This is a genomic window from Mycolicibacterium diernhoferi, from assembly GCF_019456655.1.
Taxonomy (GTDB): domain Bacteria; phylum Actinomycetota; class Actinomycetes; order Mycobacteriales; family Mycobacteriaceae; genus Mycobacterium; species Mycobacterium diernhoferi.
The window spans coordinates 248,026-274,026 of record NZ_CP080332.1; the positions used below are offsets into that span (position 1 = coordinate 248,026).

The 26,001-nt window shown below is 69.3% G+C and carries 24 protein-coding genes and 2 pseudogenes; 17 read left to right on the forward strand and 9 right to left on the reverse strand.

Translation table 11 applies throughout. The features are described from left to right. Positions 1-14 precede the first annotated feature (14 nt). Both pfkB and K0O62_RS01180 read right to left on the reverse strand, forming a co-directional pair. Positions 15-992: a 1-phosphofructokinase gene (pfkB, locus tag K0O62_RS01175; protein ID WP_073859408.1), complete on the reverse strand. Its 978-nt coding sequence runs from the start codon at positions 990-992 to the stop codon at positions 15-17. Continuing rightward, positions 989-1,768 carry a DeoR/GlpR family DNA-binding transcription regulator gene (locus K0O62_RS01180; protein ID WP_073859407.1) on the reverse strand — a complete coding sequence of 260 codons (780 nt, stop codon included), beginning with the start codon at positions 1,766-1,768 and terminating at the stop codon, positions 989-991. Before K0O62_RS01180 ends, pfkB begins: the two co-directional genes overlap by 4 nt. Positions 1,769-1,868: 100 nt before the next feature. Here K0O62_RS01180 and K0O62_RS01185 point away from each other — a divergent pair, with 100 nt between their 5' ends. Beyond that, on the forward strand, positions 1,869-3,548 hold the full coding sequence (locus K0O62_RS01185) for a phosphoenolpyruvate--protein phosphotransferase (RefSeq protein ID WP_372512883.1): 1,680 nt from the start codon (positions 1,869-1,871) through the stop codon (positions 3,546-3,548). A gap of 10 nt (positions 3,549-3,558) precedes the next feature. On the opposite strand, the gene K0O62_RS01190 is transcribed toward K0O62_RS01185, so the two are convergent. Next, positions 3,559-3,714, reverse strand: a complete 156-nt coding sequence (locus tag K0O62_RS01190) for a hypothetical protein (protein ID WP_097933685.1) — start codon at positions 3,712-3,714, stop codon at positions 3,559-3,561. A gap of 141 nt (positions 3,715-3,855) precedes the next feature. On the opposite strand from K0O62_RS01190, the gene K0O62_RS01195 reads away from it, so the two are divergent. The 11 genes and pseudogenes from K0O62_RS01195 to K0O62_RS28595 all read left to right on the forward strand — a co-directional run. Beyond that, the gene (locus K0O62_RS01195; RefSeq protein ID WP_073859439.1) at positions 3,856-4,827 is read left to right on the forward strand and encodes a pirin family protein; all 972 of its coding nucleotides are present in this window, start codon (positions 3,856-3,858) and stop codon (positions 4,825-4,827) included. A 95-nt stretch (positions 4,828-4,922) separates the two neighbouring features. Then, entirely contained in the window at positions 4,923-5,558 is a 636-nt protein-coding gene (locus K0O62_RS01200; RefSeq protein WP_073859405.1) for a TetR/AcrR family transcriptional regulator, read from the forward strand. A 61-nt stretch (positions 5,559-5,619) separates the two neighbouring features. Next, positions 5,620-6,564: an SAM-dependent methyltransferase gene (locus tag K0O62_RS01205; RefSeq protein ID WP_073859404.1), complete on the forward strand. Its 945-nt coding sequence runs from the start codon at positions 5,620-5,622 to the stop codon at positions 6,562-6,564. 106 nt (positions 6,565-6,670) lie between these two features. Further along, positions 6,671-8,074 (forward strand): aldehyde dehydrogenase family protein, encoded by a 1,404-nt coding sequence (locus tag K0O62_RS01210; protein WP_073859403.1) that lies wholly within the window; start codon positions 6,671-6,673, stop codon positions 8,072-8,074. 32 nt (positions 8,075-8,106) lie between these two features. Beyond that, a complete protein-coding gene (locus K0O62_RS01215) occupies positions 8,107-8,970 on the forward strand; it encodes an SDR family oxidoreductase (RefSeq protein ID WP_073859402.1) in 864 nt (287 codons plus the stop codon). A 6-nt stretch (positions 8,971-8,976) separates the two neighbouring features. Then, positions 8,977-9,942, forward strand: a complete 966-nt coding sequence (locus tag K0O62_RS01220; protein ID WP_073859401.1) for an NADPH:quinone oxidoreductase family protein — start codon at positions 8,977-8,979, stop codon at positions 9,940-9,942. Positions 9,943-9,969: 27 nt separating this feature from the next. Further along, positions 9,970-10,680 (forward strand): methyltransferase domain-containing protein, encoded by a 711-nt coding sequence (locus K0O62_RS01225; protein ID WP_073859400.1) that lies wholly within the window; start codon positions 9,970-9,972, stop codon positions 10,678-10,680. Then, positions 10,677-11,165, forward strand: coding sequence for a DUF456 domain-containing protein (locus tag K0O62_RS01230; protein WP_073859399.1), 489 nt, complete (start codon positions 10,677-10,679; stop codon positions 11,163-11,165). Before K0O62_RS01225 ends, K0O62_RS01230 begins: the two co-directional genes overlap by 4 nt. Beyond that, the gene (locus K0O62_RS01235) at positions 11,162-11,710 is read left to right on the forward strand and encodes a YceI family protein (protein WP_097933687.1); all 549 of its coding nucleotides are present in this window, start codon (positions 11,162-11,164) and stop codon (positions 11,708-11,710) included. Before K0O62_RS01230 ends, K0O62_RS01235 begins: the two co-directional genes overlap by 4 nt. 120 nt (positions 11,711-11,830) lie before the next feature. Next, positions 11,831-12,400, forward strand: a complete 570-nt coding sequence (locus tag K0O62_RS01240; protein ID WP_073859397.1) for a hypothetical protein — start codon at positions 11,831-11,833, stop codon at positions 12,398-12,400. 1,946 nt (positions 12,401-14,346) lie between these two features. Further along, positions 14,347-16,533: pseudogene (locus K0O62_RS28595) on the forward strand (cation-translocating P-type ATPase); the annotation flags it as partial. 80 nt (positions 16,534-16,613) lie between these two features. Here the strand turns inward: K0O62_RS28595 and K0O62_RS28955 are convergent. Beyond that, the gene (locus K0O62_RS28955; RefSeq protein WP_337373173.1) at positions 16,614-16,742 is read right to left on the reverse strand and encodes an Rv1535 domain-containing protein; all 129 of its coding nucleotides are present in this window, start codon (positions 16,740-16,742) and stop codon (positions 16,614-16,616) included. A 63-nt stretch (positions 16,743-16,805) separates the two neighbouring features. On the opposite strand from K0O62_RS28955, the gene K0O62_RS01250 reads away from it, so the two are divergent. After that, positions 16,806-17,078, forward strand: coding sequence for a hypothetical protein (locus tag K0O62_RS01250; RefSeq protein ID WP_073859396.1), 273 nt, complete (start codon positions 16,806-16,808; stop codon positions 17,076-17,078). A 21-nt stretch (positions 17,079-17,099) separates the two neighbouring features. On the opposite strand, the gene K0O62_RS01255 is transcribed toward K0O62_RS01250, so the two are convergent. The 4 genes and pseudogenes from K0O62_RS01255 to K0O62_RS01270 all read right to left on the reverse strand — a co-directional run bounded on the left by K0O62_RS01255 (position 17,100) and on the right by K0O62_RS01270 (position 21,311). Further along, positions 17,100-17,924 (reverse strand): tyrosine-protein phosphatase, encoded by an 825-nt coding sequence (locus tag K0O62_RS01255; RefSeq protein WP_272939038.1) that lies wholly within the window; start codon positions 17,922-17,924, stop codon positions 17,100-17,102. Next, positions 17,888-19,141, reverse strand: coding sequence for an acyl-CoA dehydrogenase family protein (locus K0O62_RS01260; protein ID WP_073859395.1), 1,254 nt, complete (start codon positions 19,139-19,141; stop codon positions 17,888-17,890). The genes K0O62_RS01255 and K0O62_RS01260 overlap by 37 nt, the downstream gene beginning before the upstream one ends. 23 nt (positions 19,142-19,164) lie before the next feature. Continuing rightward, positions 19,165-20,371 (reverse strand): annotated as a pseudogene (locus K0O62_RS01265) (MFS transporter). 58 nt (positions 20,372-20,429) lie between these two features. After that, positions 20,430-21,311: a LysR family transcriptional regulator gene (locus K0O62_RS01270; protein WP_073859394.1), complete on the reverse strand. Its 882-nt coding sequence runs from the start codon at positions 21,309-21,311 to the stop codon at positions 20,430-20,432. 71 nt (positions 21,312-21,382) lie between these two features. Between K0O62_RS01270 and K0O62_RS01275 the strand changes: the two genes are divergently transcribed. From K0O62_RS01275 to K0O62_RS01285, 3 genes are read left to right on the forward strand one after another with little or no spacing between them, the layout of a single operon-like run. Further along, complete coding sequence (locus K0O62_RS01275) at positions 21,383-22,030, forward strand: response regulator (RefSeq protein ID WP_073859393.1); 648 nt, start codon at positions 21,383-21,385, stop codon at positions 22,028-22,030. A gap of 1 nt (position 22,031) precedes the next feature. Next, positions 22,032-23,240: a sensor histidine kinase gene (locus K0O62_RS01280; RefSeq protein WP_073859392.1), complete on the forward strand. Its 1,209-nt coding sequence runs from the start codon at positions 22,032-22,034 to the stop codon at positions 23,238-23,240. Positions 23,241-23,250: 10 nt separating this feature from the next. Continuing rightward, positions 23,251-24,156, forward strand: a complete 906-nt coding sequence (locus K0O62_RS01285; protein WP_073859436.1) for an alpha/beta fold hydrolase — start codon at positions 23,251-23,253, stop codon at positions 24,154-24,156. On the opposite strand, the gene K0O62_RS01290 is transcribed toward K0O62_RS01285, so the two are convergent. Then, positions 24,146-25,285, reverse strand: coding sequence for an acyl-CoA dehydrogenase family protein (locus tag K0O62_RS01290; protein WP_073859391.1), 1,140 nt, complete (start codon positions 25,283-25,285; stop codon positions 24,146-24,148). The genes K0O62_RS01285 and K0O62_RS01290 overlap by 11 nt on opposite strands. A 91-nt stretch (positions 25,286-25,376) precedes the next feature. Here K0O62_RS01290 and K0O62_RS01295 point away from each other — a divergent pair, with 91 nt between their 5' ends. After that, complete coding sequence (locus K0O62_RS01295; RefSeq protein WP_073859390.1) at positions 25,377-25,961, forward strand: TetR/AcrR family transcriptional regulator; 585 nt, start codon at positions 25,377-25,379, stop codon at positions 25,959-25,961. The last annotated feature ends 40 nt before the right edge of the window (positions 25,962-26,001 follow it).

Genomic DNA, 26,001 nt, shown 5'->3' on the forward strand with positions numbered 1-26,001 from the left:
GGTGGCCTCTTCGTTCAGGAGTCGGTCGGGGTCGGCGAAATGACTTTCACCGGTACCGCATTGAGATCGATCAGGTCGGGGGACGGTAGGGCGGATCCGGGCAGCGCGGCCGCTGCGCTGCCGTAGGCGACGGCCATCCGCAACCGGTCGGGGGCGTCCGCGCCGGACAGGGCGGCCCGGACATAACCGGCGAGCGCGGAATCGCCTGCGCCGACGGTGCTGCGCGGGGTGATGGGCGGTGAGCCGGCCAGCCAGTTGCCGGCCGGGTCGACCAATACCGCGCCCGCCGCCCCGAGGGTGACCAGGATGGTGCGGGCCCCGCGGTCCACGAGTTGGCGTGCGGCGTCGACCACCGGTCCCGGATCGCCCGCGGCGGCGGCATCTTCGAGTTCCTGTGCGGACGCCCCGGTCAGGCCGGCCAGCTCCTCGGCATTCGGTTTGATGAGATCGGGAGCGGCCCGGCCGAAGGAGGCGGCGAGGGCGGCCAGCGGGGCGTCCGAGGTATCCACCGCGACCCGGCAGTCCTGTTCCGCGAGCTGGGCGACCACCTCGGCGTACCAGTCCGCCGGGACGCCGGGTGGCAGCGAACCCGACATCACGATCCAGTCGGCCCGGTGTGCGGCCTCCACGACGCTGCGGGTCAGTGCCGACAGCGCGTCGGCGGTCATCGCCGTACCGGGCTCGTTGAGTTTGGTCGTGGTGCCGTCATCCTCGGTGATGGCGATGTTGGTGCGGACCGCGCCGTGCACGTGCACCGCGGCGAACGGGACCCCGGCGGCGCGCAGTGCCGCCAGCATCGGATCGTCGTCGGCTGCGGGCAGCACCGCGAGTGCGTCCACCCCGGCAAGGCCGAGGGCCCGCGCCACGTTCACCCCCTTGCCGCCGGGTTCGTCGGTCACCGAGCTGATCCGGTGCACCGCTCCGCGGGTGAGGGTCCCGGGCAGCGTGACGGTGCGGTCGATGCTGGGGTTGGGGGTGACCGTGACGATCATGCGGTTGCTCCTGCGCAGGTGACTTCGACGCCGAGCCCGACGAGCTCGTCACGGGCCGAGTCGGCGATCTCGGTATCGGTGATGAGTGCGTCGACGCTGGAGATCGGCGCAAAGCTGTGTAGTTCCTCGCGGCCGATCTTCGACGAGTCTGCGACCACCACAACGTAATTCGCGGACCGCACCATGGCCCGTTTGATGGCGGCCTCCTCGCCGTCGGGAGTCGAGAGGCCGTGCCGGGCGGTGATGCCGTTGGTGCCGATGAACGCGATGTCCACCCGCAGCCGGCCCAGGGTGGCCAGGGCCTGTTCGCCGACGGCTGCCTGGGTGAGGCCGCGGACCCGTCCACCCAGCAGTTGCAGGGTGACCGAGGGTACCGCCGACAGTCGGGCGGCGATGGGCACCGAATTGGTCACCACCACGAGATCGCGGTCGGTGGGCAGGAGCGCGGCGACGCGACTGGTGGTGGTGCCGGCGTCCAGCAGCACGCTGGCACCGCCTGCGGGGAAGAAGTCGGTTGCTGCCGCGGCGATGGCGTCCTTGTGTGTGGAGCGGGTGGCATCGCGCTCATCGACGTCCTGCTCGACCAGGTGCAGCGCGCGCGCCGGTACCGCGCCCCCGTGTACCCGGCGCACCAGTCCGGCCTTGTGCAGCACCGCGAGGTCCCGGCGCACGGTCTCGGTGGTCACGTCGTAGGCCTGGGCGAGTTCGGCGACCGAGGCGCGGCCCTGCGCCATCACCAGCGCGGCGATGGCGTGCTGACGTTCCTCGGCGTACATCGGGCTCCGTTCAGGGGATTCCGTCAGTGCAAATGTTGGTATGTGTGGTTTTACGCTTGTTTCTGTTGACTTGTCAATGCTTTTCTGTAATCTGGATCACATGAGCACTTCGTCGACGACGGCACAGGTTCTGAGCGGCGTCCCGGTGGTGGCCGGTGTCGCCTACGCCCCGGTGATCCGGCCCGGAGCGCGGCCCCCGGCGCCCCCGGCCGACGACACGGAGATCAATGAGGCCGACCGCCCGGCCGAGGTGGCCCGGATGAAGGACGCCGCCGCCGCGGTGGCCGACCGGTTGCGCGAGCGTGCGGCGCACGCCACCGGGGTCGCCTCGGAGGTGCTGGCCACCACCGCGGCACTGGCGCAGGACCGGGCCTGGCTCGGCGATGCCGAAAAGCGGATCCGAGCAGGAAATTCCGCCGAACAGGCGGTCAGCGGCGCGATCGCCAAGATCGCCGACGCGCTGGCCCGGGCGGGCGATCTGATGGCCGAGCGGGTCACCGATCTGCGCGATGTGCGCGACCGGGTGCTCGCGCAGCTGGCCGGTCTGCCCGAACCCGGGGTGCCGGTGCCCGACGTGCCGTCGGTGTTGTGCGCCGAGGACCTGGCGCCCGCCGACACCGCCGGTCTGGATCCCGCGCTGGTGGTGGCCCTGGCCACCACCCTGGGGGGCCCGACCAGCCACACCGCGATCATCGCCCGCCAGCTCGGAATCCCGTGTGTGGTGGCGGTGGACGGGCTGGATGCGGTGCCCGCCGGAGTGCCGGTGATGGTCGACGGGGGCCGCGGGACGGTGACGGTGTCCCCGGACGCCACCTCGGCGGCGCGGACCGTCGAGGAGTCGCGCCGCGACGCCCATCGGATCGCGCAGTGGACGGGGCCCGGCCGCACCGCCGATGGGCACCCGGTGGCGGTGTTGGCGAACGTTCAGGACGGTGCGGCGGCGCGGACAGCGCGGCAGACTCCGGCCGAGGGGGTCGGTCTGTTCCGCACCGAAATGTGCTTCCTGAACCGTGATACCGAGCCGTCGGTCGATGAGCAGGCCCGGATCTACGGTGAGGTACTGACGGCGTTTCAGGGTGCCAAGGTCGTGATCCGCACCCTGGACGCGGGCTCGGACAAGCCGCTCAAATTCGCCGGCCACCGGGACGAGGCCAATCCGGCACTGGGCGTGCGGGGGGTGCGCATCTCGTTCGGCAACCCTGGGCTGCTGTCCCGCCAACTCGAGGCGATCGCCGCGGCGGGACAGGCCACCGGCACCGATCCGTGGGTGATGGCGCCGATGATCGCCACCGCCGACGAGGCGAAGACCTTTGCCGCACAGGCACGTTCCTACGGATTGACCCCCGGGGTGATGATCGAGGTACCCGCCGCGGCCCTGCTGGCCCGCCACATCCTCGAGCATGTCGACTTCCTGTCGATCGGTACCAACGATCTGGCCCAGTACACGATGGCGGCGGACCGGATGTCGTCCGAACTGGCCACGCTCACCGACCCGTGGCAGCCCGGCGTGCTGGCCCTGGTCGAGATGACCGCCCGCGCCGGCGCGGCCGCCGGAAAACCGGTGGGCGTCTGCGGGGAGGCGGCCGCCGATCCGCTGCTGGCCTGCGTGCTCGTCGGGATGGGGGTGACCTCGCTGTCCGCGGCGGCGACGGCGGTACCCGGTGTCGGTGCCGCGCTGGCCGCGGTGACGTTGGAGCGCTGCCGCGCCGCGGCGCAGGCGGTGGTCCAGACGGCGAGTGCCGCGGACGCACGGTCCGCGGCACTCGCAGCGTTGGGGTAGGCGGTCCCCGCTAGAACCAGACTTTTCGACCACCCACCGGGCGGCCGACGGCACCGAGGATCCACAGCACGACGCCGACCACGATGAGGATCGCGCCGATCGTGTACAGGATCGACAGACTCGTGAAATATCCGATCAACAGGAGAATGATGCCGAGCACGATCATGACGGTAGGTCCTTTGTTCAGCTGAAAAACGTTGACCCGGGGAGAATTGCCACTTCGGTCAAATTTCAAACAAGATCAGGAATAAATGGACTGCGGTCCGGTTATATGGGTATCAACTCCACCCGCCTTGAGGAGATACCGATGCCCGCCATCACCGCCGACACCCTGACCCTGCCCCGGATCGCCGCGGCCACAACGGCCGATACCGAACGCCCTGTCCGTTCCATCACCACCGGCCCCAGTGGCTATGAGGGGGAAGGATTCCCGGTCGTGCGCGCCTTCGGCGGCGTGTCGGCCGCCGATCTCGATCCCTTCGTGCACATGGACCAGATGGGCGAGATCGAGTACCAGCCCGGGGAGCCGCGCGGCACGGACTGGCATCCGCACCGCGGTTTCGAAACCGTCACCTACATGATCGACGGGCGCTTCGCGCACCAGGATTCGCACGGGGGTGGCGGCCTGATCACCGATGGCGCCACCCAGTGGATGACCGCGGGCTCGGGCATCCTGCACATCGAGACCCCGCCGGCCGAACTGGTGGAAAGCGGTGGGCTGTTCCATGGTGTCCAGCTGTGGGTGAACCTGCCGAGCAAGGACAAATTCGCCTCTCCGCGTTACCAATCCATCGAGGGGCGCGCGGTGACCCTGCTGTCGTCGGAAGACGGGGGTGCGCTGGTGCGCGTCATCGCCGGTGACATCGACGGGCAGCGCGGACCCGGGCAGACCCACACGCCGATCACGCTCGCGCACGCCACCGTTGCGCCGGGTGCGCGGTTGGATCTGCCGTGGGACCGCGGCTACAACGCCCTGGTTTACGTGCTGTCCGGGCGCGGCGCCGTCGGGCCCGTCGGGCATCCGATTCAGCAGGGCCAGCTGGCGGTCCTCGGCCCCGGTGACCGCATCACGGTGGCCGCCACGTCGAGGCAGGACGGCAACCGTCCCGCCCTGGAAGTGTTGCTACTGGGTGGGCGGCCGCTCCGCGAACCGGTGGTCCAGTACGGGCCGTTCGTGATGAACTCCAAAGCCGAGGTTCTGCAGGCATTGGAGGACTTCAATGCTGGAAGATTCGGTTCGCTGCCAGCCAACGCGCTGACCCCGCACCGGGTGCGCTGAGTGCACCCCGTGGTGTTTGCTGAAATGCGATGTCGATGCGCATTCGCAACTTTGGCGCACTAGTGGGGCGGGTGATCTGTGGCACAATTTTTACTGTGCCGCATATAGCCAGCCGAGGGCCGGGTCGCCCGCCAGCCGCCAAGGCGGCGGAGACCCGTGAGCGGATCCTGCGGGCTGCGCGAGAGGTGTTCAGCGAACTGGGTTATGACGCAGCGACATTCCAGGCAATCGCGGTGCGCTCCGATCTGACCAGGCCGGCGATCAATCATTACTTCCAGAGCAAGCGCCTGCTCTACCGCGAAGTCGTCGAGCACACGAACGGGATTCTGGTCCGCGGCGGGGAGGAAAAGGCCAGGGCGGAGACGAGTCTGCTGAAGAGGCTGTCGGCGTTCTTCTCCATCGCCGTACAGGTCGACACCAAGGATCGATCGGTGGCCGCCTTCCTGGTGACCTCGGTTCTGGAGGCGCAACGTCATCCCGAACTCAAAGAGGACGAGTACGACCCGCTGGCGAACTCCCGGGCGTTCGTCCACTGGGCGGTCACCGATGCGATCGAGCGCGGTGAGTTGATCACCGAGTCGGACGTGTCGACGGTGGTGGAGATGCTGGTGGCGGTCATGTGGGGAATGGGCTTCTACGCCGGCTACGTGGGCAGCCACGACGAGTTGGTGTCGGTGGTGGCTCAACTGGAATTGCTGATGGCCAACAAACTCTGGGAGCTGAGCGGGTAGCCGAGCCGGCGGGCGTCGGTAGCTCCGGATAGCCCATCTAACTAGTCGGTAGCATCGCGGTATGAGTTCATTGCGCACCCACGACGACAGCTGGGACATCGCCTCCAGCGTCGGAACCACGGCCGTGATGGTTGCCGCCGCACGCGCCGCGGAGACCGCGAGCGCCGATCCGCTGATCAAGGACCCCTACGCGCGCATTCTGGTGGAGGGGGCCGGCGGCGGGCCGTGGGGTCTGATGATGGACGAGGGCTGGGTGGCCCGCGCGGCCGAGATCGACCCGGACGGTGCGGCGATGTTCGCCCATATGGGCAACTACCAAGCGGTCCGGAGCCGATTCTTCGACGACTTCTTCATCGCCGCCGGTGCGGCCGGAATCCGCCAGGTGGTCATCCTGGCCTCCGGGCTGGACTCCCGCGCCTACCGGCTGGAGTGGCCGGCGGGCACCACCGTCTTCGAGATCGACCAGCCCAAGGTGCTGGAGTACAAGGGGTCGGTGCTGGCCGAGCACGGCGTGGCGCCGGCCGCGAACCGTCATGAGGTGGCCGTCGACCTCCGCCACGATTGGCCCCGGGCATTGCGCGCGGCCGGATTCGACGCCGATGTCCCGACCGCCTGGCTGGCCGAGGGCCTGCTGATGTACCTACCCGCCGATGCGCAGGACCGGTTGTTCGCCCAGATCACCGACCTGTCGGCCGCCGACAGCCGGATCGCGGTGGAAACCGCTCCGATGCAGGCCGAGGAACGGCGCCGGCAGATGAAGGAGCGCTTCGAACTCATCAAGGCGAAGTTCGGCATCGAGGACAGCCTGGACGTCGGTGAGCTCATGTACAACGACCCCGACCGGGCCGATGTGGCCGTCTGGCTTGCCGAGAACGGCTGGGACAGCACGGCCGTCGCCGCGGCCGCCGAGATGCGCAGACTGGGCCGTTGGGCGCTGCCGGACGGTCCGGATACACCCGACGACAACGCCTTCTCCCAGTTTGTGACCGCCACCAGGCGTAGATAGCACCGCAGTTCGGAACTGACCGGTTTCCGTCGCGCTGAATTCGGGTCTTCTGGACCGACCGACCGGATGGTTAGGATCGAGTTTCCCCGGTCTGGAAGGACGCTCGATGACCACGCATGCAGATGTACCCACGTCAGCAGCCGTGACGGATATCCCGGCGGCGGTCGCCGGACTCCGCGCGACCTACGCCACCGGTCGCACCCGTGATCTCGAATGGCGTAAGCGGCAGCTCCGCGGCCTGGAGAAGCTGGTGGTCGACAACGAGACCGCCATCGCCGCAGCGCTGGCCACCGACCTGGGCCGCCAGCCATTCGAGGCGTGGCTGGCCGACGTCGCCAGCACCGCAGCCGAGGCGGCCGACGCGGCCAAGAACGTCGGGAAGTGGGCCAAGCGCCGGTACCGGCTGCTGGAACTCTCGCAGTTACCGGGACGCGGCTGGGTCGAGTACGAGCCCTTCGGCACGGTGTTGGTCATCGGTGCCTGGAACTTCCCGTTCGCGCTGACCCTGGGTCCCGCCGTCGGTGCGCTCGCGGCCGGCAACACCGTGGCGCTCAAACCGTCCGAACTGGCGCCGGCCTGCTCGGCGCTGATGGCCGAGCTGGTGCCCAAGTATCTGGATCCCGAGGCCGTGGTCGTCATCGAAGGCGACGGTGCGGTCAGCCAGGAACTCATCGAGCAGGGCTTCGACAAGATCTGCTTCACCGGTGGCACCGAGATCGGGCGCAAGGTGTACCAGAGCGCCGCCGCCCACCTCACCCCGGTGACCTTGGAGCTGGGCGGTAAGAGCCCGGTCATCGTCGCCGCCGACGCCGACCTGGGCGTCGCCGCCGAGCGCATCGCGTGGACCAAGCTGATCAACTCCGGCCAGATCTGCATCGCGCCGGACTATGTGCTCGTCGACGCCTCGGTGCGCGACGAACTGATCGCCAAGATCAAGGCGGCGATCCAGCGGTTCGAGGCGCAGGCCACCGGCGGCAAACGGATCGTCAACCGCCGGCACTTCGACCGGCTCACCGCAGCGATCGCGGCCACCGAGGGCGACGTCACCGTCGGAGGTGGCTCCGAGCCGGCGAAGCTGGAGATCGAGCCGACCGTCGTGGTGGACCCGTCGGTGCGTGAACCGTTGATGACCGACGAGATCTTCGGCCCGGTGCTGCCCATCGTCACTGTCCAAAACCTGGATGAGGCAATCACTTTCGTCAACGCGCGGCCCAAGCCGCTGGCGGCCTACCTGTTCACCAAGAGCAAGGCGGTCCGCGAACGGGTGATCCGTGACGTGCCCGCCGGAGGCATGGTGGTCAACCATCTGATCTTCCATTTCGCCACCACCAAGCTGCCGTTCGGCGGTGTCGGCCCGTCCGGGATCGGCGCGTACCACGGCCGCTTCGGCTTCGAGGAGTTCAGCCACCGCAAGTCGGTGCTGAGCAAGCCGACCCGACCCGACTTGGGCAAGCTGATCTACCCGCCGTATACAGAGAAGGCGTGGAAACTGGCCCGTCGGCTGTTCTAGCCGCCGGATTGACCAAACAGGAGAGGAACGCAATGCCCGGAGTGCAGGATCGCGTCGTCGTCATCACCGGAGCCGGTGGTGGTCTCGGCCGTGAATACGCCCTGACCTTGGCCCGTGAGGGTGCCAGCGTCGTCGTCAACGACCTCGGTGGTGCGCGGGACGGGTCCGGAGCCGGACACAACATGGCCGACGAGGTCGTGGCAGAGATCAAGGCCGCCGGTGGCCGGGCCGTCGCCAACTACGACAGCGTTGCCGAGCCCGAGGGCGCCGAGAACATCATCAAGACCGCGATCGACGAGTTCGGCAAGGTCGACGGCGTGGTGAGCAACGCCGGCATCCTGCGTGACGGCACCTTCCACAAGATGACCTACGAAAACTGGGACGCGGTGCTCAAGGTGCACCTGTACGGCGGTTACAACGTCATCCGTGCAGCGTGGCCGCACTTCCGCGAGCAGAACTTCGGCCGTGTCGTGGTCGCCACCTCCACCAGCGGTCTGTTCGGCAACTTCGGCCAGGCCAACTACGGCGCGGCCAAGCTCGGCCTGGTCGGCCTGATCAACACGCTCGCCCAGGAGGGCGCGAAGTACAACATCAAGACCAACGCCGTCGCGCCGATCGCGGCCACCCGCATGACGCAGGACATCCTGCCGCCCGAGGTCTTCGAGAAGCTCACCCCGGAATATGTTGCGCCCGTGGTCGCCTACCTGATGACCGAGGAACTGCCCGATACCGATTCGGTGTTCATCGTCGGCGGCGGAAAGGTGCAGCGCACCGCGCTGTTCCAGAACGACGGCATCACCTTCACCGAGGTGCCCTCGGTGGACGATATCGCCGCCAAGTGGGGCGAGATCACCGACCTGTCGGCGGCCAAGCAGGCCAGCTTCAAGCTCGGTTAAGAATTCGTGAAAGCCCTTGTAGCGCAGGAGCTCACAGGTCCTGCCGGGCTGGTCTACGCCGACGTCGATGATGTGGTGGCAGGCGACGCCGTCATCATCGACGTCGGTGCGGCCGGCGTCTGCTTCCCCGATCTGCTGCTGACCCGCGGCGAGTACCAGCTGAGGCTGGAGCCGCCGTTCATCCCGGGCATGGAGGTGGCCGGAACGGTGCGTTCGGCCCCGGCCGGATCGGGTTTCACGGTCGGCCAACGGGTTTCGGGGCTGTCCATGATCGGCGGCTACGCCGAGCAGGCGGCGGTGCTGCCGGCAAATGTGGTGCCCACTCCCGACGGTATCGACGATGCGTCGGCGGTGGCGCTGCTCGGCAACTACTACACGATGTACTTCGCCCTGGCACGCCGTGCGGCACTGCGGTCCGGGGAGACCGTGCTGGTGCTCGGATCCGCAGGCGGTATCGGCGTCGCGAGCATCCAGATCGCCAAGGCACTCGGTGCCCGGGTGGTGGCGCTGGTGCACCGCACCGATGCGCAGGACTTCGTGGCCGGCGTCGGCGCCGATGTGGTGCTGCCGCTCGGGGATGGCTGGAAGCAGGCCGTGCTGGACGCCACCGACGGTCGCGGCGTGGACGTGGTGGTGGACCCGGTCGGCGGTGACGCCTTTGACGACGCCATCCGGGTGCTGGCCCCCGAGGGCCGGCTGCTGGTGATCGGATTCGCTGCCGGCCAAGGCATCCCGACGGTCAAGGTGAACCGGCTGCTGCTGCGCAACGTCAGCGTGGTCGGGGTCGGCTGGGGTGAATTCGTCCGGCAGACACCCGCCGCGCAGGCCGAGGTCGGTGCCGGACTCGGCGCACTGGTCGCGGCGGGGTTGCGTCCGCCCGCCCCGGTGACCTACCGACTGGCCGACGGTGCGCAGGGTCTGCAGGCGCTGGCCGACGGAAAGGTGCGGGGCAAGCTGGTCCTGGTGCCCTAGCGGCAATTCGGTCGGTAGCGTGGAACCGTGGACGACGCACTGCGCCAGGCGATCGAACTGCTTCTCGACCCGCCTGCCCACCCCGACGTGAGCCGGGGCTACCTCGACCTGCTGCAGTCCGGCACCGATGCGCCCAGCAACTCCGGCGTCATCCAGAAGGCCTGGGCGTCCCGGGCCGGATCGATGCTCTACGACCATGCGCAGCTGCTCAACCGCCGGTTGCTGTCGGCGACCCGGCCTCCGCTCGATTGGCTGGGCGTCCCGCCCGGCGGGATCGCGCTGGACGTCGGCAGCGGCCCCGGCAACATCACCGCGGCGTTGGCCCGAGCTGTGGGCCCGGGCGGTGCCGCCCTGGGGGTGGACATCTCCGAAGCGATGCTGGAGCGTGCGGTCGCGGCCCAGGCCGGCCCTCGGGTGGGCTTCGTCCGGGCCGATGCCCAGCGACTGCCGTTTCGGGACGCCAGTTTCGACGCGGTCGTCTCGCTGGCGGCCCTGCAGTTGATGCCCGACGTCGTCGCGGCGGCGTCGGAGATGGTGCGTGTCCTACGGCCCGGCTGCCGGATCGCGGTCATGGTGCCCACCGTGGGGCCCGCCGCCGCCATGCGGGTGCTGGCGAAGGGCGGCGCCCGCTTCTTCGACGAGGATGAGCTGGGCGACGTCTTCGAGGGACTGGGACTGGCCGGGGTGCGGACCAGGACCCGGGGCCCCATCCAGTGGGTGCGCGGGCAGAAAGCGTGAGCACTCTCGGCGTAGTTCTCGTCGCACTGGTGATCGCCGTCGGACTCGTCGGCATCGTGCTGCCCATCGTGCCCGGTGGCGGATTCCTGGTGCTGGGCGCGATCGCCGTGTGGGCGATCGTCGAGGGCACGACGGTGTCGTGGGTGACGCTCGGGATCGCGGCGGCGTTCTCGCTGACCGCCGAGGTGATCAAGTATGTGTGGCCGGTGCGGCGGATGCGGGCGGCCGAGGTGCGGACCTGGAGTCTGGTGGCCGGCGGCGTGCTCGGCGTGCTCGGCTTCTTCGTCATCCCGGTGATCGGCCTCGTGATCGGGTTCGTCGCCGGGGTGTACCTCGCCGAGTTCGCCGTGCGCCGTGATCAGCGTCGGGCGTTGGCGTCGACCGTGCATGCGGTCAAAGGTGTTGCGCTGTCGGTGGGGGTCGAACTGGCCGGTGCGCTGCTGGCCACGGGCGCGTGGGTGACCGCGCTGGTGATCACGCAGTGACCGAGTGGATTGTCGGCCCCGACTCGGGGGAGCTGCTGATACATACGGGTGTCACCGGGAGGGCAGCCCGGATGGGCCACCGGTTGACCATCGCGATGGGCCGCTGGCAAGCGGTGCTGCGGGACGAGGACGGTCACCTCCGTGGCGTCGAGTTGACCGTCGACCTCGACTCGTTGAGCGTATTGCGCGGCGAAGGGGGCGTCACCCCGCTGTCCGGCCCGGAGAAGGTGCTGGTGGTCGCCAACGCGATGAAATTATTTCGGGTGCAACGATTTCCGCAGGCACGGTTTGCGTCCACCGATGTGGAGAGCGCCGGGGAGACGCTGCGTGTGTCCGGAACGCTGGACCTCAACGGGCACACCGGTGCGCAGACGGTGGACGTGCGGGTCGAGGATGCCGGCGAATTCTGGCGTCTGAGCGGACGCGCCCGGGTGCGACACAGCGAGTTCGGCATCAAGCAGTATTCGATGCTCATGGGTGCGATGAAAGTGGCCGACGAGGTTGACGTGACGCTCACCGCCACCGTCGCCAAAGACCGCACCTGATCACCGGAGAGCGCAGCCTTCAGCGCATTCGCACAGGTTCCTGTCAGTTTGTGCATACCCCCGTGCGGCGTGACCAGAGGGAGTAGTGATGGGAGGTGGTGAACGTGAGGAGCCAGGATCATGAACATCGTCTCAGGCACTGTGGAGGCCATCGGCCGCACCGCTGACGCCGCAGCAGCCACGGCAGGAGCCATCGGTGGTGCCGCGGTCAACGGCGTGATCGGCGGTATCAAAGGCACCGGCTCCGGAATTCGTTCGGGGATGAGCCAGGGCAGCAGATCCTCGGCCGCCGCCGCACTCACATTGGCGGCCGTGGGCGCGGCGGGGATCATCGAATGGCCGGTGCTCTTGACCGTCGGTGGCGCAACGTTGTTGGTGCACGAAATAAACCAGCGCACTCGTAATGGACACGCCGATGGACACGCGGGGGAATCCGACGGTCGTGAGTCGGTGCGTACCGGGTCCCCGCCCAAGGCATCCACCACGAACGCGGCGACCAATCGATCGGCCACGAGTGCGGCGACCAATCGATCGGCCACGCGTGCGGCGACCAAACGATCGGCCACGAGTGCGGCGACCAAACGATCGGCCACGAGAACCACACCCAAACGATCCGCCACGAAGACCGCGCCCAAGGCGTCCAACCGCCGGACCGCGACCCGACGTCCAGGATCGTCCACCGGTAAGTGATCGGCCTCATCGGGCGGGCGATCCGCGGTGCAGTCGATCTGGCCGCGGCACCCCTCGGTGAGCTTGTCGGTGCGGCACCGGCGCGTCGGTACTGGCAGGGCGCCGACCGTTGCTGGATCGAGGTCCGCGGCCTGGACTCGGACCAGCATCGGCTCATCACGGCCGCCCTGAAGCAGGAAATCGGCGGTCGAACCGGTGTCCGGTCGGTGCAGGTGAACTATCCGGTGTCCCGTGTCATCGTCGAGGTGGGCGACGATCCGGAATCCCCGCGGCTGTCTGCCCTGTGCGAGCTCGTGGCGCAGATCGAAGACCGGTATCGACCCACCGGGCGGGCGCACCGGCCGGTGGATCTGCCCGGCGACGGAATCGTGCTGACAGAGAAGGCCATTGCCGCCGCGGCGAGCGGGATCGGCGTCTGTGCGGCCGTCGCCGGCCGGGCGTTGCGCTGGCCACGGATGCCCGCCGGACTGACGGCCGTCGTCGCCGTCGTCGATTACCAGCCCAAGGTCCGCGCCATGCTGGAGGCGCGGCTGGGCCAGCAGGCCGCCGACACCGTGCTGGCCGTCAGTGCTGCCACTGTGTACACCCTGACACAGTCGCCCGCCGCGGTGGCGGTCGAGTTCGTCCGCCACCTGGCGCAGATGGGTGAGGCGGTGGCCGCATCGGCGGCGTGGCAGACCCAGGAGCCCACCCTCGCCCGGCACGCCGACTGCCTGGAGGTCATACCCGCGACGCCCCGCCCGAGACCGGTGCCCGACGGTGCGCTGGAACGGTATGCCCGTCGCTGCGGACAGGCGCAGGGCGCAGCGGCTGCCGCGGTCGGCCTGCTGACCCGTGATCCGGCCGCTGCCGCGACCGCTGCCGGCGTCGCCGTCCCCAAGGCGGGGCGCTGTGCTCGCGAGACGTTCGCGAGCACCTTCGGCCGTGGACTGGCCGACCGGTGCGGGGCATTGCCGTTGCAGTCGGGCGCACTGCGCATGCTCGACCGGATCGATACCGTCGTCGTCGACCCGCGGGTGTTGGCCACCGAGGAACTGCGGATCGGCCGGTTCCGGCACGTCGCCGACCGTGACCGCGCGGCGGTGTGGCAGTGGGCGCAAGCACGGCTTCAGGCGGGTGAGCTGACCACCGGATGGCATCGTGTCGCAAAGGATTTCGCCGGCAACGGGGCCAATGGCAGGGCCCGGGGACAGGTGTTGGTGTGCTGGCGTCCCGATCCCTTGGCGGCCGGTGTGCTCGCTGAGATCCGGCGGTCCGGCGCCTCGGTGGTATCGGTGGACCTCGAAGAACTCGATGAGCTGCGGTCCTCGTTCGACGACCTGCACAGCGCCGACGGCGGGATCGACTCGGCATTGGCCGGGATGGTTGAGAGTCTGCAGCGTGAGGGCCGTACGGTGGCGGTCCTGTCGGCCAACTCTGCGCACGCCCTGCGGGCCGCGGACCTCGCGCTCGGATTGTGCCATCCCGATAGCCGAACGCCTTGGTGCGCAGATATTTTGGCAAATGACCTGCTGACGGTGTGGCGGATCATGCATGCGCTGCCCGCGGCGCGGCGGGCGTCGGAACGCGGAGTGGAACTGTCGTTGGGGGGATCAGCTCTCGGGGTGCTGCTGATGGTGCCGGGTGTCCGGGGCCAGGGGCCGGGCCCGGTCACCGTCAGTGCGGCGGCCGGGCTCGTCACCGGCTTCTGGCTGGCCCGCCGGGCGCTCCTGGATAAGCCGCCACGGCCGGCCAAGGTCGAGGACTGGCATGCGATGACGCCCGAGCAGGTCCGCCGGGTTCTGCCCGGATCTGCGGTGCCACAGGTGGATTCAACTGAGCCGGTGCGAGCGGGTCGGTGGGGTGCTTCGATACGCGGTCGGGTGGCCGAGATGACCACCGCGTTGGCCGGCGAACTGTCCGATCCGCTGACGCCGGTGCTCGCCGTCGGATCTGTTGCGAGCGCCATGCTGGGTTCGCCGGTGGACGCCATCCTGGTGGGATCGGTGTTGGCCGGCAACGCGGTACTTGCAGCCTCTCAGCAGCTGCGGGCCGAGCGACTGCTGCGACGGTTGCTGGCCGTACAGGACCCGCCTGCCCGCCGACTCGAGGGCGGCCGGGCGGCCACCGTCGCGGCGGCCGCTCTGCGGCCGGGTGACCTGATCGAGGTGCGGGCGGGGGAGGTGGTACCCGCCGACGGGCGGATCGTCGAGGCGTTCGACGCGGAGGCCGATGAGGCTGTGCTCACCGGAGAATCGCTCCCGGTGGCCAAACAGGTCGCTGCCACGCCCGGTGCCGTGCTCGCCGAACGCCTCTGCATGCTGTATGCCAGCACGACACTGGTCACCGGGAGCGCGGTCGTGGTGGTCACCGAGGTGGGTTCGGCGACCCAGGCCCGACGGGCGGTCGATCTCGGCCACGGTGCCGGCCCCACCGTCGGCCTGCAGACCCAACTGCGGGAATTGACCGATCGCGTGCTGCCCTACACCCTCGCCGGTGGTGCGCTGGTCAGCGGTTTGGGGTTGTTGCACCGGCAGCAGATACGCAGTGCGGTCGCCAGCGGAGTCGCCGTTGCGGTGGCCGCGGTACCGGAGGGGCTGCCGTTGGTGGCCACGCTGGCACAGCAGGCGTCGGCTCGACGCCTCACCCGCAGTGGAGTGCTGGTGCGAAGCCCACGATCGGTCGAGGTGCTGGGCCGCGTCGGTGTGGTGTGTTTCGACAAGACCGGCACGCTCAGCGCGAACCGGTTGCGGGTCACGCAGGTACGCCCGGCGGGTCGCGGGGTGTCACGTCAGCAGGTCCTGGACTCGGCCGCTCGTGCCACCCAGCCCCGAAACGGTGCCCACCATGAACACGCCACCGACTCCGCCATCGCCGAGGCGGGCAACACGGCGGACCGGCCGCCGTCGGACAGCGTCTACCTGCCGTTCCGGACCGGCCGGAAGTTCTCGGCCGCCATATCGGACGGCACCCTGTTGGTCAAAGGGGCGCCGGAGGTCGTGCTGGCCGCGTGCAGCGGCCTCGATGCGGCCACCGGCCGGGAGATCGAGGCGATGGCACGCGGTGGGCTACGGGTGATCGCGGTGGCCCGGCGGGATCTGTCCGCCGCGCAGGTCGCACGAGCCCGTGCCGATTCCGGCGTGTTCGCCGACATGTGCGGCAGCGGACTCGAATTGATCGGTTTGCTGGGTTTGTCGGACACGCCGCGGCCGGAGTCGGCCCACGTCTTGAAATCGCTGCAGCACAACGATATCGGTGTACGGATCATCACTGGGGATCACCCGGTGACGGCGATGGCGACTGCGGCGGAACTCGGCATGCCGGTGACCGCGCGACAGGTCATGAGCGGTGAGCAGTGGGAGGCGATGCCACGCCGGGCGCAGGAACAGGCAGTCCAGGAACGGTTGGTGTTCGCCCGGATGTCGCCGGAGCAGAAGGTGCAGATCGTCACGACCCTGCGACGCACCCGGCAGGTGTGCGCCATGGTCGGCGACGGCGCCAACGATGCCGCCGCGATCCGTGCTGCCGATATCGGTATCGGCGTCGCCGCGCGGGGCAGCGATCCCGCCCGCAGCTCGGCCGACGTTCTGCTGCTCGACGGGCGGATCGGATCGCTGATCGATGCGTTCGACGAGGGCCGTCAGCTGTGGAGGCGGGTGCACGCCGCGGTGTCGGTACTGCTCGGGGGCAACGCCGGGGAGGTGGTGTTCTCCGTCATCGGAAGTGCGCTGACCGGACGATCACCGCTGAACACCCGACAGTTGCTGCTGGTGAACATGCTGACCGATGCGCTGCCGGCGGCCGCGCTGGCGGTCAGCCCCGCGCGCTCGTTCACCGGCGCCGCACACGGACCCGCCCGGGGCGAGTTGTGGCGCTCCGTGGCCATCCGGGGTACGGCGACCGCGGGCGCGGCCACCGGTGCATGGCTGTCGGCGGGATTCATGGTGGCCCCGCGTCGCGCGTCCACGGTGGCCCTGGTCGCGCTGGTCTCGACCCAGCTGGCGCAGACGCTGATCGACTCGCACAGCCCCCTGGTGGTGGCCACTGCGCTGGGCTCGCTGATGACGTTGGGCGCTCTGATCAGCACCCCCGGCATCAGCCAGCTTTTGGGTTGCACCCCGCTGGGCCCGATCGGATGGGCAACGGCGCTGACCGCAACCGGCCTGGCGACCGGCGCCGCCGCGGTCGCACCGAAGGTGCTGTCGGCGCTCGTCCCGGCCGAGCCGCCGTCGGATCAGTCGTCGATCTCGATGACGCCGCAACGCCACAACACCGCATACAACTCGCGCAACGGAACGGTCAGGACGCGGGACACGGCCTCGGCCAACGGTTGGGCGGGCAGGCCCGCGCCGGAATCATTCACGCCCGCAACCGTCGGCAATGGAGGCGTCGGAAAGCCGAAGCCGACATGACGAAGAGGTGACGAATGGCCGAAGTTTCACAGCGGAGGAAGGGGCACCGCGATGCGGTGCACTCCGTGCGCCACGCCCGCGGGTTCTCCGTGACACTGCCGTGCGTGGGCAGGGTCAAGGTTCCCCATCCCGAACAACTGGCGTTCTACGGCGCGCTCGGTGTCCTGGCGGCGGTGGAGATCATCGACTGGCCGGTCGCGCTGTTGGTCGGAATGGGGCACCTGTTGGTCCAGGACGAACACAACCGGATCGTCCAGGAGATCGGCGAGGCACTCGAAGAGGCCTGACCGGCGCGACCTCCGCTGGCGCTAGCCGACCAGGGTGGCGCGCAGCCTCTTGATCTGCTCGTCGGTGACGCCGGCGGCGTCCAGGAATCCGTTCACCGAGCCGTAGGTCTGGTGAAGCTTGTGGTGTGCCGCTTCGAGGTACTCCGAGCGGACCCCGAGCACGGCATCGGTGAGCCGGGCCTCGGCAAACGTCAGCACCTCGGGGTCCTCACCGGCCCGCGCCTTCACCGATTCCATGATGGAATCGCGCAGCGGGTCGATGGCGTCGTTGCTGCGCAGGAAATCGGTCAGGATCGACTCGCGTGGCACGCCGACGGTCTCCAGCACGGTGGCCACGGTGAAGCCGGTGCGGTCCTTACCGGCGAAGCAGTGCGCGATCACCGGTCGGCCCTCGGCCAGCAGTGCGATCACCTGGCGCACCGCCACCTGCGCACCGGTCAGCGTCGGGAACTCCTCGTACACCTCGGTCATGTACCGCTTGGCGGACTCGGCGACATCCTCGCCGTCCGGTGACTCCGACATCACCCGCTGGAAGGTCGTCTCGTGCGGGGCCTCCTGCGTGGAATCGTCCTCGAAATGGAACGGCAGGTGGTGCAACGCGACCCCGGCGGGTACCTGCCCGGGTCCGCGGCGCTCCAGCTCGCGCCGTGACCGCAGATCGGCCACATCGCTGATACCGAGCGACAGCAGTGCCGCCCGACCCTCTTCGGTGAGCCGACTCAACTCGCTGGACCGGAACAGCAGCCCCGGCCGGATACCGGCGGACTCGGCAACATCTCGAAAGTTCCACGCTCCCGCCAGCACCTCGGTCACCGTCCGGCCACCGCCGTGCTCGATGGGCGGCACACCGCCGTGGCGAAGGGGCTCTTCTCTCTGCCGAGTTCGGCGCGGGCGATGGTGCGCATATGCACCTCGTCGGGTCCGTCGAACAGGCGCATGGCGCGGTGCCAGGCGTAGAGGCGGGCCAGCGGGAAGTCATCGCTAACCCCGGCGCCGCCGTGCACCTGGATGGCACGGTCGAGAACGTCGCAGGCGATCTGCGGGGCCACCGACTTGATCTGGCTGACGAGCACGTGGGCGGCCTTGTTGCCCTGCTGGTCGATGGTCCAGGCGGCCTTCTCGCACAGCAGCCGGGCCTGGTCGATCTCGTTGCGGGACTTGGCGATCGCCTCGCGCACCACACCCTGCTCGGCCAGCGGCTTACCGAACGCGATGCGGGTCTGCACCCGGTCGATCATCAGTGCCAGTGCGCGCTCGGCAGCACCCAGGGCACGCATGCAGTGGTGGATGCGGCCCGGGCCGAGCCGGGCCTGCGCGATCGCGAAACCGCTGCCCTCCTCGTGGAGCAGGTTGTCCACCGGTACCCGGACGTTGTCGAACACGATCTCGCAGTGCCCGTGCTGGTCCTGCCAGCCGAACACCGGCAGCGAGCGCTGGATGTCCACCCCGTGGGTGTCGACCGGGACCAGGATCATGGACTGCTGGGCATGGCTGGCCGCGTCCGGGTTGGTGCGGCCCATCACGATCAGGATCTTGCAGCGCGGGTCGGCCGCGCCGGTGATCCACCACTTGCGGCCGTTGATGACGTAGTCCGAACCGTCGCGCAGCATGGTGGTCTCGATGTTGCGGGCATCGCTGGAGGCCACCGCGGGCTCGGTCATCGCGAACGCCGAGCGGATCTCACCGGCCAGCAGGGGTTCCAGCCACTGCTTGCGCTGCGCCTCGTCGGCGAACAGGTGCAGGGTCTCCATGTTCCCGGTGTCGGGAGCCGCGCAGTTGAACACCTCGGGGGCGATCTCCATGCTCCAGCCGGTCAACTCGGCCAGCGGCGCGTAGTCCAGGTTGGTCAGGCCCGACTCCGAGGGCAGGAACAGGTTCCACAGCCCGGCGGCCTTGGCCTTGGCCTTGAGCTCCTCGACCACCGGCGGCACGGTGTGGTCCTTGGGCCCCTTGTCCTCGCGGTAGGCGTGGTAGGCGGCCTCGGCCGGGAACACGTTCTCGACCATGAAGTCGGTGAGCCGCTTGTGGTAGTCAGCCGCCTTGGCGGACATCGAGAAGTCCATGACCGTCACGATAGGCCACCTGGTTAGACAACTGGCAGCTGGGCGCGTGGTCGAAGTACCAGCAGGGCCAGCACACCCGCCAGCAGGGCCAGCCCGATGACGATTCCGGCCACCGCGGCCCAGCCCGCGGCATCGAACGCCAGCCCGCCCACCCAGCCGATCGCGCTGGACCCGGCGTAATAGGACAGGTTGTACAGCGAGGACGCCTGGGTCCTGCCGGTGTCGGAGGCGTAGGCGACCCACCCGGAGGCGATGGCGTGCGCGCCGAAGAACCCGGCGGTCGCGATCAGCAGTCCGGCCAGGATCGCGACCAAGTTCGTGCTCAGCGTCAGCGCGGTGCCGGCGATCATGGTGGCGATGGAGCCGATGAGCACCGTGCGGCGGCCGAACCGCCCGGCCTCGGCGCCGGCCCGCGCGGAGGCCCAGGTGCCCGCGAGATAGGCCAGGAACACCAGGCTGACCAGGGTGTGCGGCAGGCCGAACGGGTCGGCGGTCAGCCGGAAACCCAGGAAGTTGTAGATGGCGACGAAGCCGCCCATGAGCAGGAAGCCCTGGGCGTACAGGGCGAGCTGGCGCGGTGAGCGCAGGTTGTCCCGCAGTCGCCGGATCAGGTCACCTCCGGTGGACGGCCGGAACCGGCGGGCCGGGGGCGCCAGCCGCACGAAGGCCACCGCGGACAGCGCGCACAACCCGGCGACGGTGAGCACACCCAACCCGCCAGCCGGCGTGCTCGGCGAGCGGGCCGGTGACCAGCCGGCCGGCCAACCCGCCGATGGTGGTGCCCGCCACGTAGCTGCCCGCGGCGCGCGCGGCATGCCCGGATTCGATCTCCTCGGTCAGATAGGCGATGGCGATGGCCGGCACGCCGCCGAGCATCAGACCCTCGAGGAAACGACCGGACAGCAGCATGCCCGCGGTCGGTGCCAGCGGCACCAGTAACCCCAGAACCGTTGCCGCCGTGATGGATAGCGTCATGGCCTGGACCCGGCCGATCCGGTCGGCCAGTGCCGCCCAGGGGATCACCCCGACGGCCAGGCCCACCGTCGCGGCCGACACCGTCAGCGCGGCGTCGGCGGCACCGGTGCCCAGATCGCGGGCGATCAGCGGCAGTACCGCCTGCGGCGAGTACAGCTGGGCGAAGGTTGCGACGCCTCCGAAGAAAAGTGCGGCGAGCAGGCGGCGGTACTCGGAGGACCCGCGCGAATGGCCTTGCCAGTCAACGGGGCTCAGAGTCGTTGTCACCGGGACGACGGTAGGAGCCTAAGGTCGATGTGTCCAATGCATGAAGTTATGCAGATTCATGCTTGATATGCATGATGAAGTCGGCGAGACGACGCGCCGCCGGAGCCAGTTCGCGGTCCGCGTTCCAGGTCAGACCGATCTGCCGCTTGGCCGTGGGCTCGGTGAGCGGGATGTAGGCGACACCGGGATCGGCGTGATCGGGTCTGGGCGTCGGCACCACGGCCACCCCGAGTCCGGCGCCGACCAGGCCCTCCACGGTGGGAAGCTCCATCGCCTCGAACACCACCGGCGGCGCGATACCCGCCTGCTCGCACAATTCGTCGGTGAGCCGGCGCAGACCGAAGCCGGGTCCCAACACCACAAAGGGCTCGTCGGCGGCGTCGGCCAGGCGCAACCGGGTCCGGGTCGCGAACCGGTGATCGCGCGGGACGGCCAGACACAGTCGTTCCACGTCGAGAACTCGCCACGGGTACCCGGGCGGGCGCGGTGAGGTGATGGCCAGATCGGACCGGCCCCCGGCCAGCCGCGCCAGGATCTCGTGCGCCGCGCCCTGGAACAGGTCGAACTGCACCCGGGGCGCCTCGGCGCGGAACCGGCGCAGCAGGTCGGGCACCAGGCCGCCACCCTGGGAGTGCAGGAAGGCCAACCGCACCATCCCGGTCTCCGGATCCTGCAGGGCGGTGATGCGCTCGGTGGCCGACCGCATCTCGTCGATACTGCGCCGCGCATGCTCGAGCAGGATCCGGCCGTAGTCGTTGAGTTGCAGTCTGCGGTTGAGCCGGTCGAACAGCGGTGCCCCGACCGCCGATTCCAGCCGGGCCAGTGACCGCGACAGCGTGGGCTGGCTGATACCCAGTTCGGCCGCCGCGTCGGTGACGTGTTCGGTTTCGGCGAGCGTCACGAACCACTGCAGTTCTTCGATGTTCATCACCGCGAATTTTCCCGCAGTGCCGAGCCAAATCGGCTTTCGGACCGGCGTGTCGTGACAAGCTGCACGGCATGCAGGATTCGGCGCAGAAGGTGAGTGTTGTGGTGGGTGATGACCACCCGATGTTCCGCGACGGTGTGGTGCGTGCGCTGGCCGCCAGCGGTTCCATCGAGGTGGTCGGCGAGGCCGAGGACGGGGTGGCCGCACTGGAACTGATCCGCACCCACCAGCCGGCGGTGGCGCTGCTGGATTACCGGATGCCCGGGATGGACGGTTCCGAGGTGGCCGCCGCCGTCGTGCGCGGCGATCTGCCCACCCGGGTGCTGCTCATCTCCGCCCACGACGAGTCCGCGATCGTCTACAAGGCTCTGCAGGACGGCGCCGCCGGTTTCCTGTCCAAGGAGTCGACCCGCGGAGAACTGGTCAGCGCGGTGCTGGACTGCGCCCGCGGCCGCGATGTCATCGCCCCGGCGCTGGCCGCGTCGCTGGCCGGGGAGATCCGTCGCCGCAACGAGCCGGACATCCCAGCGCTGTCCGGTCGGGAACGCGAGGTGCTGGCCATGATCGCGCGGGGTCTGACCATCCCGGCGATGGCCAAGGAGCTCTACCTCGCGCCGTCGACGGTCAAGACGCACGTGCAGCGGCTCTACGAGAAGCTGGGCGTCGGCGATCGCGGGGCCGCGGTGGCCGAGGCGATGCGCCGCAAGCTGCTCGACTGACGTGGCGCCCCTCGTCGAATTCTTCGCGGCCGCACCGGTACGGGTGTCGGCGGTGCTGCGGCTGCCGTTGATCGCGTTGATCGCGGTGCTGGTGTGGATCTGGGACGTCGACCACTGGCTGCCCGGCCTGTATGTGGCGGTATTGGGCGGATACGCCGTCATCGCGGTGGCGTGGGTGATCGCCGCACTCAGGGGTCCACTGCCGCGGTGGGCGGACTGGGCCTCCACCGGCGTCGACGTGCTGCTGATCGCGGTGCTGTGTGTGGTTTCCGGGGGCGCCACCGCCGCACTGCTGCCGGTGTTCTTCCTGCTGCCCATCTCGGTGGCGTTCCAGGACAAGCCCTGGCTGACAGCGATCATCGGGACCGTCACTGCGGGCGCGTATCTGGCGGTGTGGATCGTCTACTCCAAGCGGGACGACCGGATGGGCCTGCCCAACATGGTCTATACGCACTTCGGGTTCCTGCTGTGGCTGGCGGTCGCCACCACCGCGTTGTGCCTGGTGCTGGCGATGCGTGCGGCGCGGGTGAAGGCACTGCTGGGGATACGCAATCAGTTGGTCTCCGAGGCCATGCATGCCGACGAGCAACACAGTCGTGAGGTCGCGGAGAATCTGCACGACGGCCCGTTGCAGAACCTGCTGGCGGCCCGGATGGAACTCGACGAGATCCGGGAGCGGATCTCCGATCCGGGGTTGGACGCGGTGCGCGCGGCCTTGCAGGACACCGCCAAGCAACTGCGCTCGACCGTAACCGAGCTGCACCCGCAGGTGCTCGCGCAGCTCGGTCTGACCGAAGGGGTGCGGGAACTGCTGCGCCAGTTCGAATCCCGCACCCGGTGTGAGGTCGACGCCGAACTCGACGAGGTGGGCAAACCGCAGTCCCAGGCCCTGCTCTACCGGGCGGCACGGGAACTGCTGGCCAATATCGGCAAGCACGCCGACGCGCACGAGGTGAGTGTCCGGCTGTCGCGGTCCGGTGACCGGGTGGTGCTCACCGTCGCCGACGACGGCCGCGGCTTCGACCCGGATCTGGTGGCGGAACGGCTCGCCGCCGGCCACATCGGGCTGGGCTCGCTGCAGGCGCGCGTCGATGCGATGGGAGGATCGATGGACATCGATGCCGCGCCGGGGCGCGGGACCACGGTGACGGTCACCTCGCCACCGGAGCCCGCGATAAATGCCTCGCCCGCACGGGTTGCCGACCGGTAGCCTCCCGCTGGTGAAACTGCGCGTCGTCCTCGTGCTGCTCATCGCGGTCGTGTCCGCGGTCCTGGTCAACGCCTGGGTGGTCACCGATACGGCGCGCGCAGCGCAGCCCTTCGGCGGGGGACACGTCCTCGAGCTGGACGGCCCGGATCTCAACGTGAGGGAATACGGCCCGCCCGGGGAGCGCGCTGTCGTTCTGCTGCACGGGTATTCGGCATCCATCGAGTGGTGGGAAGAAGTGGCGCCGCTGCTGGTCGATGGCCGGCGGGTGATCGCGGTCGACCTCGTCGGCCATGGTGGGTCCGAGGCGCCACGGGAGGCCGCACCCTATCGACCCGAGGGGCAGGCCGAGGCCGTGCGCGAGGCGCTCGATGCGCTCGGGGTGCGCCGGGCCGTCCTGGTGGGGCATTCGATGGGCGGTGCGGTCGCGGCGGCCCTCGCCGACCGGTACCCGGACGTGGTGGAGCGCGTGGCGGTCTCCGACACCCCGGGGGCCGCCGACCTGGTCGCCATGCCGTTGCTGGGAAAGATGGTGTGCTGGCCCGTGATCGGGCCCACGCTGGACCGGTTCCGCACCGTCGACGCGATCACCGAGAGTTCCCTGCAGACCGGGTTCGACGCCGAGTACCCGGTGCCGGCGTTCGCGCACCGGTCGCTGGAGCGGCTCACCTACGCCGGCGTGTGCGACTCCAAGGAGTCCTCGCGGCCCCCGGTCGCCGACACCCTCGCCGCGCTGGGCAAGCCGGTGCTGGTGGTCTGGGGTGAGACCGATGTGCTGACGCCGACCGCGCCCAACGTCACCCGGTACACCGCGGCCGGGATGTCGCCGCGCATCATCGCCGGGGCGGGGCACAGCCCGATGGTCGAGAAGCCGGCCGAGTTCGTCTCGGCCATCGCCGATTTCGTGGCTAGGCGATGAGACTGCGCGCCATCACCATCCGCTGGATCTGGTTGGTGCCCTCGAAGATCTGGGTGATCTTGGCTTCCCGCATGTACCGCTCGGCGCGGAAGTCGCGGGTGTAGCCGACCCCGCCGAGCACCTGCACGGCGTCGGTGGTGACCTTCATCGCGGCGTCGGTGGCGACCAGCTTGGCGATGCTGGCCTGCGAGCCGTACGGCAGGCCCAGGTCGCGGCGACGTGCGGCGTCCAGGTAGGTGGCCCGTGCGCTGGCCACCGCGGCGGACATGTCGGCCAGCATGAAGCCGAGCCCCTGATGGTCGATGATCTTGCGGCCGAACGTGGTTCGTTCGTTGGCGTAGCGCACCGCGTCGTCGAGGGCGGCCTGGGCGATGCCGACGGCCACCGCGGCGATGCCGAGACGTCCGGAATCCAAGGCGGAAAAGGCGATCGGCAGGCCCTGGCCCTCGATGCCGATCAGCCGGTCGGCGTCGAGGCGGGCATCGTCGTAGAACGCCGCGGTGGTGGGCACCGCGTGCAGGCCCATCTTCTCCTCCGGCGCGCCGAAGCTGAGGCCGTCCAGGTCGCCGGGCACCAGGAAGCAACTGATGCCCTTGCTGCCGGGCCCGGTCCGGGCGAACAGCGTGTAGAAGTCCGCGATCCCACCGTGGGTGATCCAGGACTTCGACCCGTTGATCACGTAGTGATCGCCGTCGCGCACCGCGGCGCACCGCAGCGCGGCCGCGTCCGAGCCGGCCTGCGGCTCACTCAGGCTGTAGGCGCCGATCTGCTCACCGGAGAGCATCCCGGGCAGCCAGCGCCGTTTCTGCTCCTCGGTGCCGAAGGCCAGCAGCGGATGCGAGGACAGGCTGTGCACGCTGACCGCGACCGCGACCGCCGCCCAGCGAGCCGCGATCTCCTCGAGCACCTGCAGGTACACCTCGTAGGGCTGGCCGCCCCCGCCCCACTCCTCGGACTGCGGAAGGCTCAGCAGCCCGGCCGCGCCGAGTTGGCCGAACACTCCCTCGGGGTAGGTCTCGGCCTTCTCATGGGCGTCCACGATCGGGTCGAGCACCTTGTCGGCGATCTCGCGGGTCAGCTCGATGAGCTCGTGAGCTTCCTGGGACGGGAGCAGGCGGTCGACGGGCACGGGAGGCGCCTTTCGCAAAGTAGTACTGATCAGGGTCGCGCAGTATCAATCGTCAGAGTACTGGATGATCGAGTGCAGTACTATTTCGGCCATGCTGGATGCGCCCGACGACGGCTTCGGTACCCGTCGACGGACCCGACTCTTCGACGACCTGCTGGCGCTGTTCCTCGCCGAGGGCTTCAGCCACCTCACCCTGGATGAGATCGCGGCCAGACTGCGGTGCTCCAAGTCCACCCTGTACACCCTGGCCACCAGCAAGGACGAACTGGTCCGGCGAGTGACCGTGTACTTCTTCAAACGCGCCACCACCGCGGTCGAGGCGACCCTCGCGCAGGCCGGCAACGCCCGTCAGCGCGTCGCGGCCTACCTCACCGGGGTCGGCGCGGAACTGGCCGTCGCCTCGGACGCCTTCATGGCCGATATGAACGACTTCGCGCCGGCGCGGGAGGTCTACGAGGCCAACACCCGGGCGGCCGCGCTACGGGTCCGTCAGCTCATCGAGGACGGCGTCGGCGAGGGGGAGTACCGCGAGGTGCACACCTCGTTCGCGGCCGACCTGATCGCCACGATGATGGTCCGGATCCAGCAGCGCAGCGTCCGGGAGGCCACCGGGCTGACCGACGCCGAGGCCTACGCCGAGCTGGCCACGCTGCTCACCGAGGGGCTGCGGGCCTGAGGCCGAAAACACTTACGCCGAGGATCCCAGCCATCTGCTG